This window comes from Cryobacterium sp. Hh7 (genome assembly GCF_004403155.1).
In the GTDB taxonomy this organism is placed as follows: domain Bacteria; phylum Actinomycetota; class Actinomycetes; order Actinomycetales; family Microbacteriaceae; genus Cryobacterium; species Cryobacterium levicorallinum.
In genome coordinates this window covers 70,220-83,043 of sequence record NZ_SOHG01000040.1, presented here as the reverse complement: position 1 = coordinate 83,043, position 12,824 = coordinate 70,220, and the positions used below count along the sequence as shown (strand labels likewise).

Annotated in this window: 11 protein-coding genes; 8 read left to right on the top strand and 3 right to left on the bottom strand. The window is 65.9% G+C overall.

All coding sequences use genetic code 11. The features are described 5' to 3' along the window. Positions 1-165: 165 nt before the first annotated feature. Entirely contained in the window at positions 166-828 is a 663-nt protein-coding gene (locus tag E3T43_RS11920; protein WP_134444412.1) for a VOC family protein, read from the top strand. Between the two features lie 129 nt (positions 829-957). Here the strand turns inward: E3T43_RS11920 and E3T43_RS11915 are convergent, their stop codons facing one another. Then, positions 958-1,557 carry a TetR/AcrR family transcriptional regulator gene (locus E3T43_RS11915; RefSeq protein ID WP_092449943.1) on the bottom strand — a complete coding sequence of 200 codons (600 nt, stop codon included), beginning with the start codon at positions 1,555-1,557 and terminating at the stop codon, positions 958-960. Positions 1,558-1,670: 113 nt separating this feature from the next. Between E3T43_RS11915 and E3T43_RS11910 the strand changes: the two genes are divergently transcribed. The 5 genes from E3T43_RS11910 to E3T43_RS11890 are packed head-to-tail and all read left to right on the top strand — an operon-like array spanning position 1,671 to position 7,983. After that, positions 1,671-3,278 (top strand): carboxyl transferase domain-containing protein, encoded by a 1,608-nt coding sequence (locus tag E3T43_RS11910; protein WP_134472684.1) that lies wholly within the window; start codon positions 1,671-1,673, stop codon positions 3,276-3,278. Between the two features lie 8 nt (positions 3,279-3,286). Continuing rightward, positions 3,287-5,371, top strand: a complete 2,085-nt coding sequence (locus tag E3T43_RS11905) for a biotin carboxylase N-terminal domain-containing protein (RefSeq protein ID WP_134472580.1) — start codon at positions 3,287-3,289, stop codon at positions 5,369-5,371. Further along, entirely contained in the window at positions 5,368-6,534 is a 1,167-nt protein-coding gene (locus E3T43_RS11900) for an acyl-CoA dehydrogenase family protein (RefSeq protein ID WP_134444416.1), read from the top strand. Before E3T43_RS11905 ends, E3T43_RS11900 begins: the two co-directional genes overlap by 4 nt. Positions 6,535-6,556: 22 nt before the next feature. Continuing rightward, on the top strand, positions 6,557-7,069 hold the full coding sequence (locus tag E3T43_RS11895) for a MaoC family dehydratase (protein WP_092449936.1): 513 nt from the start codon (positions 6,557-6,559) through the stop codon (positions 7,067-7,069). Continuing rightward, positions 7,066-7,983, top strand: coding sequence for a CoA ester lyase (locus E3T43_RS11890; protein ID WP_134444418.1), 918 nt, complete (start codon positions 7,066-7,068; stop codon positions 7,981-7,983). Before E3T43_RS11895 ends, E3T43_RS11890 begins: the two co-directional genes overlap by 4 nt. A 91-nt stretch (positions 7,984-8,074) precedes the next feature. On the opposite strand, the gene E3T43_RS11885 is transcribed toward E3T43_RS11890, so the two are convergent. Beyond that, positions 8,075-8,578, bottom strand: coding sequence for a glutathione peroxidase (locus tag E3T43_RS11885; RefSeq protein ID WP_134472579.1), 504 nt, complete (start codon positions 8,576-8,578; stop codon positions 8,075-8,077). Positions 8,579-8,929: 351 nt separating this feature from the next. Here E3T43_RS11885 and E3T43_RS18785 point away from each other — a divergent pair, with 351 nt between their 5' ends. Further along, positions 8,930-9,097: a hypothetical protein gene (locus E3T43_RS18785; RefSeq protein WP_166788382.1), complete on the top strand. Its 168-nt coding sequence runs from the start codon at positions 8,930-8,932 to the stop codon at positions 9,095-9,097. Between the two features lie 265 nt (positions 9,098-9,362). Beyond that, positions 9,363-11,048, top strand: a complete 1,686-nt coding sequence (locus E3T43_RS11880; RefSeq protein ID WP_134472578.1) for a ribonuclease J — start codon at positions 9,363-9,365, stop codon at positions 11,046-11,048. Positions 11,049-11,129: 81 nt separating this feature from the next. On the opposite strand, the gene E3T43_RS11875 is transcribed toward E3T43_RS11880, so the two are convergent. After that, positions 11,130-12,743 (bottom strand): peptide chain release factor 3, encoded by a 1,614-nt coding sequence (locus E3T43_RS11875; RefSeq protein WP_134472577.1) that lies wholly within the window; start codon positions 12,741-12,743, stop codon positions 11,130-11,132. Positions 12,744-12,824: the final 81 nt, after the last annotated feature.

Genomic DNA, 12,824 nt, shown 5'->3' with positions numbered 1-12,824 from the left:
CCGTAGTATCCGCGCAGGGCCGTGACGGCCTACTGCCGACCATCCGTCATGGCTTCGATTGCCGGGTCAGTACGGGGTAGGCGGATCACCATCAAAGCTTGCGCAATCGGGTTTCAGTCGACGCGGGCAGTTGACCCGGGTGCGGCGGCGGAGGACAGTTGAGGCATGAACGCTCACGGTGCACTCCTCGCCCCCTTCACGACGAAGAAGCAGTTGACGGGCACCGCTTTTGTGCACCTCGACGGAGTCCTGCACGCCGCTTTCCGCACCAAGGACTTCGCCTCCGCCCTGGAACTGGTCAACCGGGTCGGCGACGTGGCCGAGTCGATGAACCACCACCCCGACGTGCGCCTCGGCTACGGCAGCGTCTCACTCACCCTGACCTCGCACGATGCCGGGGGAGTCACCGCGCGTGACCTAGAGCTCGCCGTGCGAGTTCAGCAGATCGCCGATACCCTCGGTGCCACTGCCCACGACCAACAGCCGACCCGCTACGACATCGCGATCGACTGCACCGACGCGGATGCCGTGCGCCCATTCTGGCGGGTCGGCCTCGGCTATAACGAAGTCGCCGGCGACGACGGCATCGAACTCGTCGACCCGCGCGGCCTCGCCCCGAAGGTCTGGTTTCAGCACATGGAAATCGCCCGCACCGCCCGCAACCGCATCCACCTCGACGTCTACGTTCCGAGTGACGATGCCGAAGACCGGGTCGCGGCCGTACTAGAAGTCGGCGGCGTGCTGCTCACCGACGAACACGCACCCGACTGGTGGGTACTCGCCGATGTCGAAGGCAACGAGCTCTGCGTCTGCACCGCCGCCTTCTGACGCCGCTTTCCGGCTGGTCTTGAGGTGTGGACTGCGTTCTGGTTCCGTAGGGCGCGACCGTCACGGGTCGCGATTCCGACCGCAGCCCGATCCGTACGTCATTAACGAGGAATACTGCGCTCGGGATCGCTAGGCGCTCGGCAGGCCCAGAGCCGCGAGCGCCATCTCCTCGAGCAGGGCGCGCACGGCGGGCTGCGCCGAGGTGCGGGCGCTGTGTGGTGTTGAGTTCAGTAGCCCGAAGGTCGCATGGGCCCGAATGCGGAGCAGGGCTTCGTCGCCCGAGGGGTGCACGCGCTTCAGTACCTCCACCCAGAGTTCCACATACTCGCGCTGCAGCAGCCGCACCCGGTGGCGGTCGGCCTCGGCGAGGCTGTCCAGGTCGCGGTCCTGCACTCGGATCACATCGGGGTTGGACAGGGCGAAGTGCACGTGAAAGCGCACCAGCTCGCGCAGGGCGGCCGCGGCATCCGTTGTTTCGGAAACGACCGCATGGCCGCCGGCCACGAGATCCTGGCTCACGTCGATGAGCAGCGCAGCGAGCACGGCCTGCTTGCCGCTGAAATGTCGGTAGACGGCGGGCCCGCTCACTCCGGCGGCAGCGCCGAGGTCTTCGATCGAGACCCCGTTGAATCCGGATTGGGAGAAGAGCGTGGCCGCGGCGCTGAGCAGGGCCGAACGACGGTCGGCTTTGGCCTGGCTGCGCGGCGTCGTTTCTATCGGGGCGCTCATGGGAACCTTTCAACTAGACATTTCAGTTAATCCCGACTAACCTGAATTTCAGTTAGTAATCACTAACTGTAGTTGATGCCGGGTGCTCTGGCCTCACCAATGGGAAGATGTCGATGGAGACACTCACGAGTCAGCTCGACTCCTCTGCTCAAGCCTTTGTCACCAATGACGCCGCCCAGCGGCAGCTCGTGACCGACCTGAAACAGCGCCTCGCCACTGCCGCGCTCGGCGGGCCGGAGAAGTCCCGGCAGCGTCACCTCGCCCGCGGCAAGCTGTTGCCGCGCGAGCGCATCGACCAACTGCTCGACGAGGGCAGCCCGTTTCTCGAGATCGCGCCGCTCGCCGCGACCGGCCTGTACAACGACGACAGCCCCGGCGCTGGCGTCATCGCCGGCATCGGGCTCGTGCACGGCCGCTACGTGCTCGTGATCTCCAACGACGCCACGGTCAAGGGCGGCACCTACTACCCGATGACGGTGAAGAAGCACCTGCGGGCCCAGGAAATCGCCCTCGAGAACCGACTGCCCTGCATCTACCTCGTCGACTCCGGCGGCGCTTTTCTGCCGATGCAAGACGAGGTCTTCCCCGACCGCGACCACTTCGGCCGCATCTTCTACAACCAGGCACGGATGTCCGCGGCCAAGATCCCGCAGATTGCCGCGGTCATGGGATCCTGCACCGCCGGTGGCGCCTACGTCCCCGCCATGAGCGACGAAACCGTGATCGTGCGCAATCAGGGGACCATCTTCCTGGGCGGCCCGCCGCTCGTGAAGGCCGCGATCGGCGAGATCGTCACGGCGGAGGAACTCGGCGGTGGCGACCTACATGCCCGCGTCTCCGGCGTCACCGACCACCTCGCCGAAAACGACGAGCACGCCCTGCAGATCGTGCGCGACATCGTCTCCACCCTGCCGCGCGTTCAAGCCCCGGCGTGGCAGATACTGCCCACCATCGACCCGGTCGCCGACGAGAGCGAACTCTACGGAGCCGTCCCGGTCGACGTGCAGGGCCAGTACGACGTGCACGAAGTCATCGCGCGCCTCGTCGACGGCAGTGAATTCCACGAATTCAAACGCGAGTACGCCACCACGCTGGTGACCGGGTTTGCGCACATCCACGGCCACCCGGTGGGCATCGTCGCCAACAACGGCATCCTGTTCGCCGACTCCGCGCTCAAGGGCGCCCACTTCATCGAGCTATGCGACCAGCGCGGCATACCGCTGCTCTTTCTGCAGAACATCTCCGGGTTCATGGTCGGCAAGGACGCCGAGGCCGGCGGTATCGCCAAGCACGGCGCCAAAATGGTCACCGCCGTCGCCACCACCCGGGTGCCCAAGCTCACCGTCGTCATCGGTGGCTCCTTCGGCGCCGGCAACTATTCCATGTGCGGCCGGGCCTACTCGCCGCGGTTCCTGTGGATGTGGCCGGGCAGCCGCATCTCCGTGATGGGCGGCCCGCAGGCCTCCGCCGTGCTCGCGACCGTGAAGCGGGAGCAGATCGAGAGCGGCGGTGATGAGTGGTCGGCCGAGGCCGAGACCGCGTTCAAGGACCCGATCCTGGCGAAGTACGAGACCCAGGGCAGCCCGTACTATTCCACCGCCCGGCTCTGGGACGACGGCGTCATCGACCCCGCCGACACCCGCACGGTGCTCGGGCTTGCCCTGGCCGTCTGCGCTACCGCGCCGCTCGGCGAGTCCGCCTTCGGCCTCTTCCGAATGTGAGTGAGCCCATGACCTTTGACACCGTGCTGGTCGCCAATCGCGGGGAGATCGCGTGCCGCATCATCCGCACGCTGCGGGAGCGGGGCATCCGCTCAATCGCCGTCTTTAGCGACGCCGACCGCACCGCGCGACACGTATTCCAAGCGGATGCCGCGGTGCGCCTCGGCGGCGCCGCCCCGGCCGACAGCTACCTCAACTTCGAGGCCGTTCTGGCCGCTGCGGCGCGAACCGGAGCGCAGGCCATCCACCCCGGTTACGGATTTCTCAGCGAGAACCAGGCCTTCGCCCAGGCCTGCGCCGACGCCGGAATCGTGTTCATCGGGCCGAGCGTGCACGCGCTGAACGTGATGGGCGACAAGATCCGCTCGAAGAACCACGTGGCCGGCTACGGGGTGCCGATTATCCCAGGGGTCGCTCAGCCGGGCCTCAGCAACGAGCAGTTGATCCAGGCGGCCGTCGATGTGGGTTATCCGATGCTCATCAAGCCCTCCGCCGGCGGCGGAGGCAAGGGAATGCACGTGGTGGAACGCGCTGAGGACCTGCCCGCCGTCCTCGAGACGGCCCGCCGCGTGGCGCTGAGCGCCTTCGGCGACGACACCCTGCTGCTCGAACGGCTCGTGTCGACCCCGCGGCACATCGAGGTGCAGGTGCTCGCCGACAACCACGGCGCCGTCATCCACCTCGGCGAGCGTGAGTGCTCGCTGCAGCGGAGGCATCAAAAGGTCATCGAGGAGGCGCCGTCGCCCCTGCTCGACGCGGCGACTCGGGCGCGCATCGGGGAGGCAGCCTGCGCCGCAGCCCGCAGCGTGGGCTACAGCGGCGCTGGAACCGTGGAATTTCTGGTCTCCGCGACCGCGCCCGACGAATTCTTCTTCATGGAGATGAACACCCGCCTACAGGTGGAACACCCGGTCACCGAGCTGGTCACCGGCCTTGACCTGGTCGACTGGCAGCTGCGCATTGCCGCGGGGGAGCCGCTCACGGTCACCCAGAGCGACATATGCCTCACGGGGCATGCGATCGAGGCCCGGGTCTACGCCGAGAATCCCGGGCGCGGCTTTCTGCCGACCGTCGGCACGGTGCTGCAGCTGCACGAGGCGACCGGCGAGGGAGTTCGGGTCGACAGTTCGCTGATGCCGGGTCTGACCATCGCCTCGCACTACGACCCGATGCTCGCCAAGGTGATCGCCTGGGCTCCCACCCGGCTGGAGGCGTTGAACCGACTCGACCGGGCGCTCGCCGACACCGTGGTGCTCGGCGTGCAGACCAACACCGAGTACCTGCGGCTGCTCTTAGCGGATGCCGACGTGCGCGCCGGCCGCCTCGACACCGGTCTGATCGAACGCAAGCTTCCGGGCCTCACGTTTCAGGGAGCGGACGAGCACGTACTCGCGGCCGTGGCATTGTTCCTGCACGGGCGCGCCTTCACCGGGTCGGAATTGGCCGCGTCTGGTCTGGCCGGGTCTAGTCTGGCCGGCGTGAACGGCGTGTGGACGCGGCCGAGCGGGTGGCGGGCGGGTTCGCCACGACCGGTGCGCTACTCCCTGGGAGTGAGCGCGACCGAGTCCATGGATGTGCGGGTGGTGGGGGAGCCGGGGATGGCATCCGTTTCTATCGGTGACGGCCCGGTCGTCGAAGCCGGACTCTTGCGCGTTGGAGACGGCGCGTGCAGCGTCGACTACGGCGGCGAGACCCGGGTGTATGCCATCGAACAGTCCGGGGCCAGCGTGTATATCGGCGCCGACGGCTTCTCGCTCGAACTACGCCATCGCTCCCGGGCCGAGCAGCTCGCGGAACACCTCGTCAGCCGCGACCGGGTGCCTGGTGCGGTCAGTCCAGACGTGCGCTCGCCGATGCCCGGCACCGTCATTGCGGTGCACGCCGCCACCGGTGACACTGTCACAGCGGGGCAGACCATCCTCGTGGTCGAGGCCATGAAGATGGAACACAAACTCGTGGCCGCCACGGCGGGCCGCGTCACCGTGAACCTCAAGACCGGCGACCTCGTGGCCCTCGACCAGATCGTCGCCACCGTCACACCAGAAACCAGCACTACCCCCGGAACCAGCGCAGACAAGGAAGACTCAGAATGAGCTACGAACTCACCCCCGAATACCAGGCGCTCAGCGACACCGTTCGCGATTTCGCCGACACCGTGGTCGCGCCCGCCGCCTACGAATACGACACCAAGCGCAGCCTGCCCTATGGCATCATCGCCCAGATGGGGGAGCTGGGGCTCTTCGGTCTTCCGTTCCCGACGGAGTACGGCGGCCAGGGCAGCGATTACTTCGCGCTCTGCCTCGCGGTCGAGCAGCTTGCGCGCGCCGATCAGAGCATCGCTGTCACCCTCGAAGCCGGGGTCGGCCTCGGCATCATGCCGGTGTACCGCAGCGGCACCGAGGCACAGAAAGAGGAGTGGGTTCCGCGCCTCGCGAGTGGCTCGGCGCTCGCCGCGTTCGGCCTCACCGAAGCGGATGCCGGATCGGACGCCGCGGGCACCAAGACCACCGCCGCATTGGACGGCGGCGAATGGGTCATCAACGGCACGAAGCAGTTCATCACCAACTCCGGCTCGGACATCACCCGGCTCGTCACGGTGACCGCCGTCACGGGGGAGTCCACCCGCGCGGACGGTTCGATCAAGAAGGAACTCACCGCCATCCTGGTGCCGACGCCGACCCCCGGTTTCACGGCACTGCCGCCGTACGACAAGGTGGGCTGGCACACGTCGGACACGCATCCGCTCGTGTTCGACAATGTGCGGGTGCCGGAAGCCAACCTGCTCGGGGAGCGCGGCCGTGGTTTCGCGAACTTCGTGCAGACCCTCGACGAGGGTCGCGTCGCTTTCGCCGCACTGTGCACCGGCGCCGCCCAGGGCTGCCTGGAGGAATCGATCCGCTACGCCAACAGCCGCAACGTGTTCGGCCGCTCGATCGGCTCCAACCAGCACATCGCCTTCAAGATCGCTCGGATGCAGGCGCGCGTGCACACCGCGCGTCTCGCCTACTACGACGCGGCGCTGAAAATGATCAACGGCAATCCGTTCAAGATGGAGGCTTCGATCGCCAAGATGGTCGGCAGCGAAGCGGCCATGGACAACGCCCGCGATGCCACCCAGATCTTCGGCGGATACGGATTCATGAACGAAAACCCGGTCGCCCGGCACTATCGTGATTCCAAGGTGCTCGAGCTCGGCGAGGGCACAACCGAGGTGCAGCTCATGGTCATTTCGCGGGCCCTGGGTTTCGCCGGCTGACCTGACGAAATTGGAGAAGCGGATGCCCGATTCCAGTACGAAGGAACTGCAGCCGGAGGAGCGCCACCCGGTTCAGCAGCGCGGCCTTTACTTCGAGGAGTTCGACCTGAAGGCGCTCTACCAGCATCGCCCCGGCCGCACCGTGACCGAGGCCGACAACGTGCTGTTCACGACGATGACCATGAATACCCAATCCCTGCATCTCGACGCGGCCTGGTCGGCAACGCAGCCGTTCGGTGAACGCCTGGTCAATTCCATGTTCACCCTCTCGACCATGGTGGGCAGTTCGGTCGCCCAGTTGACCCAGGGCACGATCGTGGCGAACCTGGGTTTTTCGGCCGTGACGTTTCCGCATCCGCTGCACCACGGCGACACCCTTTATTCGGAGACCATCGTGACCGACAAACGGCTGTCGAAGAGCCGGCCGGGGCAGGGCATCATCACGCTCGAACACAGGGGACGCAACCAGCACGGCGTCATCGTCGGCACGGCCGTGCGCACCGTGCTGGTCTGGTGTCGGGGGGCAGCAGAATGAGCGGCCCGTTTGACGGGGGCCCACTCGATTCCGACCCGTTTGATGAGTATCCGTCCGGCCCCGACCCCTTCGACGACAGCCCGAGCGGGTTGAGCCCCTTTACTCCGGCCCCGTTCACACTCGGGCCGGCGCTGCTGTTCTGCCCCGCCGACCGTCCCGAACGCTACGCGAAGGCCGTTGAGCGCGCCGACGCGGTCATTCTCGACCTCGAAGACGCCGTCGCGCCCGCAGCCCGGGCCGACGCGCGTCGGGCGCTGATTGAGCATCCGCTCGACCCGATGCGCACGATCGTGCGCATCAATCCGGCCGACACTGCCGACTTCGCGCTCGACCTGGCCGCGCTGGAGCGCACGGAGTACCGCGATGTGATGCTCGCCAAGACGGTCAGTTTCGGCCAGGTCGAGATGCTCGATGACTTCCGAGTGATCGCGCTCTGCGAGACCGCCGCCGGTGTCATCTCCGCGCCCGAGATTGCCGCGGCACGAAACGTCGTCGCGCTCATGTGGGGTGCCGAAGACCTGGTCGCGTCACTCGGTGGCAGCTCCAGCCGGTTCGCCGACGGCCGCTACCGCGACGTCGCTCGCCAGGCCCGCTCCCAGGTGTTGTTGGCCGCCCGAGCCCACGACAAGGCCGCAATCGACACCGTGCACCTCGACATCACCGACACGGCCGGGCTCAGCGACGAGGCTGCGGATGCCGTCGCGAGCGGTTTCACCGCCACCGCGTGCATCCACCCCAGCCAGGTGGAGGTCATTCGGTCGGCGTACCAGCCGACCACCGCCGAGGTCGACTACGCCCTCGGGCTGCTCGAGGCCGCCGCCAGTGCGCGCGGCGTCTTCCAGCACGAGGGCCGCATGATCGACGGCCCCGTGCTGCGTCACGCCGAGGCCGTGCTGCGCCGCGCCGCTGGCTGAAATTCTCCGGGCCCACCTTGGAGTTCTGGGCCCATGATCTAGCATGGGCCCACTTCCCGGGCCCGGGCCCGGGAAGTAGAGACGCGAGGGGCTAGGCGGCTTTGGCGGCCAGAACCTTTTCGATCGCGTCGACGATCTCGGTCGACTCCGGTTCCACCGAGGAGGCGAAGCGGTCCACGATCTCACCGGTCGGTGTCACCAGAAACTTCTCGAAGTTCCACTTGATCAGACCGGGGAACAGGCCCTGCTTGAACTTCGTCAGCTCCGCGTAGAGCGGATGCTGGTGCTTTCCGCGCACATCGACCTTGGCTGTCATCGGGAAGGTCACGCCGTAGGTCATGCCGCAGAATTGGGCGATGTCCTCCTCGGTGCCGGGCTCCTGGCCCATGAACTGGTTGCTCGGCAGACCAAGCACGACCAGCCCGTCGTCGGCGTAACGCTCGTAGAGTGCCTCCAGTCCGACGTACTGCGGCGTGAAGCCGCACTTCGAGGCCACGTTGACGACGAGAACCGTCTTGCCCTGGTAGGCGCCGAAGGTGGTTTCTGTTCCGTCGATGAGGGTGAGGGGAATGTCATACAGCGCAGAAGAAGTCATTACAGAATTTTATCGACTTTAGTCTCCGTGCTGGCTGCACGGTACCTGTGTAGCTGCGGGCCATCCTGTAACTGCATGGCGCCTGTGTAGATTGTGCATTTCCCCCAAATGGGTGACACGCTGCGGTATTCTTAGATCCGCTCAGAAATCATGGCGGTCCATTAGAGGATCCGGGTTTCTGCAGCCCGCGCGGCGCAGCGCATTTTTCCCGCCGACCGGGCCATCACCCCAGTTTCACTCGAACCAGCTCCTCGCAGCCACGCCTGTGCGTTTTGCGAGGACTCTCGAACGTGACTGGGTGCTCTGTCTGACTGTCGGCATCCGCTTTCACTCAATTGCACCAGGAGCACCATGAATTCCTACGTATCGAAGTCCACGACACGCACGACCACCGCCAACGAGTACGTCACCCACGACGTTCGCCGAGCGATCACCGCCACCGGCTATGTCAGCGGCACCGCGCAGCACCTTGAGGCCGGCGGATATGTGTCGGCGCAGGCCGCGCCGTGTAGTCGTTAACCAGACCGACCGCCAAGGTCGATGACACGAATCAGGGGACTCCGCCGAGCGCGGGGCCCCTTTTTCGTGCCCGAAACTCCGATCGTGGATGCGTCGGTAGACTAGGGAGGTATCTGGCCGGTATTTTGCTTGCCCGCCAGACACGACACGAGGTACGCGTATGCGCGCTGAGGCCCCCTGAGTATTGCTCGTCGGTCTTTCGCATGCCCGATCTCGGTCCCCACACACCTGGACATGCAGTATCGCAGACAACGAAATGAGATTCATGAATAACCACTACCTCGACCTGAGCACTCCGCCGGCACTGCCGGCCCGCGGCATGCGCATCATCCCGCTCGGAGGCCTCGGCGAGATCGGCCGCAACATGACCGTCTTCGAGCACAAGGGAAAGCTGCTCATCATCGACTGCGGCGTTCTCTTCCCCGAGGACAACCAGCCGGGCATCAACGTGATCCTGCCTGACTTCACGGCCATCCGCGACCGCCTGCAGGACATCGAAGCCATTGTGCTCACCCACGGTCACGAAGACCACATCGGCGCCGTACCGTACCTGCTCAAGGAACGCGGCGACATTCCCGTCGTCGGCTCCAAGCTCACCCTGGCCTTCCTCGCCGCCAAGCTGCAGGAGCACCGCCTCAGCCAAAACTTCATCGAGGTGAAAGAGGGCGAGCGCCGCACGATCGGTCAGTTCGACCTCGAATTCATCGCCGTGAACCACTCCATCCCCGACGGCCTGGCCATCGCCATCCGCACCGAGGCCGGCCTCGTGCTCGCCACCGGTGACTTCAAGATGGACCAGTTCCCGCTCGACAAGCGCCTCACCGACCTGGGCGCCTTCGCGCGTCTGGCCGAAGAAGGCGTGGATCTGTTCATGACCGACTCGACCAACGCCGAGGTTCCCGGCTTCACCACTGCCGAGAAGGATATCGGACCGGCAATCGACACCGTCTTCCGCACCTCCCCGCGCCGCATTATCGTGTCGAGCTTCGCCAGCCACGTGCACCGCATCCAACAGGTCATCGACGCTGCCGTCAAGCACAACCGCAAGGTGGCCTTCGTCGGCCGCTCCATGGTGCGCAATATGGGGATTGCGAGCGAGCTGGGCTACCTCAACGTTCCCAAGGGCTTGATCGTCGACATGAAGGCGCTCGAGCGCATGAAGGACGACAAGGTCGTTCTCATCTGCACCGGTTCGCAGGGCGAGCCGATGGCCGCCCTCTCCCGCATGGCCAACCGTGAACACGTCATCAAGATCGGCGAGGGCGACACCGTGCTGCTCGCGAGCTCGCTGATCCCCGGCAACGAGAACTCCATCTACCGCGTCATCAACGGCCTGATCCGCTGGGGCGCCAACGTCGTGCACAAGGGCAACGCCAAGGTGCACGTCTCCGGCCACGCGAGCGCCGGCGAGCTCGTCTACTGCTACAACATCGTCAAGCCGGTCAACGTCATGCCGATCCACGGTGAATGGCGTCACCTCACGGCCAACGCCGACCTCGCCATCCAGACCGGCGTCCCCTCGGAGAACGTCATCGTCGTCGAAGACGGCGTCGTTGTTGACCTCGTCGACGGCCACGCCAAGGTCACCGGCCGCGTTGTCGCCGACTACGTCTTCGTTGACGGCATGACCGTCGGCGGGGCAGCATCCGCTGCGATGGAAGATCGTCGTAAGCTCGCCGAGGACGGCACCATCACCATTCTCGGAATCCTCAACGCCAAGACCGGCACTCTCTCCGAGCCCGTCGAGTTCCTGGCGCGCGGATTCGTGCACGACGACGAGTGGGTCAAGGGCGCCACCAAGGTCATCGATGAGGCCATGAAGGCCGCGAACCGCATCAAGATCGTGGACGGCGCCGAGCTCGAGGATCTGTTCACGCAGTCCGTGAGCCGCTGGATGAACCGCAAGTACCGTCGCAGCCCCGTCATCACCTCCGTGGTCGTCGACGCGTAACCGCTGCATCACCTAGCTGCTACAGCACGAGAAAGGCCGCATCCTCCACGAGGATGCGGCCTTTCTGGTTAGTGAAACACGCTACATAAAGTCGTCGGCCGTCGCGTTCGCAATGTCGATCAGCACGAGCTTCGGGTTCTCCTTGGCAATGGCCTGCAACCGCCACGGCGTGCTGAACAGGGCGAGCAGCGTGCCGTCGGAGCGGGTGAACACCTCCACCTGGCGGGTTCCGGCGAGCACGAGCGCGCTCTCCTTGTCGGTCTTGCGGGCCACCTGGTATGGCAGCGCTTCCATGCGGATATCGGCGTGAAAGTCGTGCACCATGCGGTCTTCGACGACCTCGAACTGCATCGGTCCGACGGCGCCGAGCACCGGGGCCTGCTCGCCGCGCACCTCTGAGCGCATCACCTGGATGACGCCCTCATGGTCGAGCTGGTCGATGCCGCGGCGAAACTGCTTGTGCTTGCTGCTGTCTACCGGGCGAATGGCGCGAAAGTGTTCGGGCGAGAACAGCGGTAGCGGCGGAAACTCCACCCGCTCGTCTTCGAAGATCGAGTCGCCCACCCGCAGCGCCGACGCGTTCACGAGTCCGACGATGTCGCCGGGCCAGGCCCGGTCGGTGACGGTACGTTCCTTGCCGAACAATTGCTGGGCATACTTCGTGGCAAAGGGCCGGCCGGTCGCGGCGTGGGTGACGATCATGCCGCGGCGAAATTCGCCGGAGCAGACGCGCACGAAGGCCACGTGGTCGCGGTGCGCCGAGTTCATGCCGGACTGCACCTTGAACACAAACCCCGAGAACGGCGAGGTGACCTTGCGCGGGTTGCCATCGATATCGATGCGGGCTTCGGCCGGCGGCGCGAACTCGACCAGGGTGTCGAGCAGCTGCTGCACCCCGAAGTTCGCCACGGCCGCGCAGAATAGCACCGGGGTGGTCTGGCCGTCGAGAAACAGCTCGGAGTCGTGATTCTGCGACTCAGCGTCGAGCAGCTCAGATTCTTCGACAGCGGATGCCCAGGCCGGGCCCTCTTCTTTGGCCGCGTCAGCCGCATCCAGCCGAACTGATTCGGCCACCGTCGCGCCACCAGCCGTGCGGGTGTAACGCAGAAAATCACCGGAACGGCGATCGAGCACACCGCGCAGGTCGCCGGCCTCGCCGACCGGCCAGTTCAACGGCGTCGGCAGCAGACCGGTACGGGTCTGGATCTCATCCATCAGGGCGAGGGGGGTGTCGCCCGGCCGGTCCCACTTATTGATGACGGTGATGACGGGAAGCCCGCGCTGCTTGCAGACCGCGAACAGCTTCATGGTCTGCGGCTCGAGACCCTTGGCGGCGTCGACGAGCATCACCGCGGCATCCACTGCCGAGAGCACCCGAAAGGTGTCCTCGGAAAAGTCGGCGTGGCCGGGGGTATCGACGAGGTTGATCACGGCGTCGTGGTACTCGAACTGAATCGCGGCGCTCGTGACCGAGATGCCGCGGGCCTTTTCCATCTCCATCCAGTCGGAGACGGTACCGCTGCGGCCGGCCTTGCCGTGCGTGGCGCCGGCGGAAGTGATGGCGCGGGCGTGCAGCAGCAGTGCTTCGGTCAGCGTGGACTTTCCGGCGTCCGGGTGGGAGATCACGGCGAAGGTGCGGCGCCTGCGAGCCTCACGGGGAACCTGAGGGTTGGGCGCGGAGGCGTCGGTGGTCATGGCTGCTTTCCTGCGGCTGATTCGGGCAGGATACCTCGCCAGAAGATCGAATAGTCGATTCGATAACCGGCGGCCCAGGGC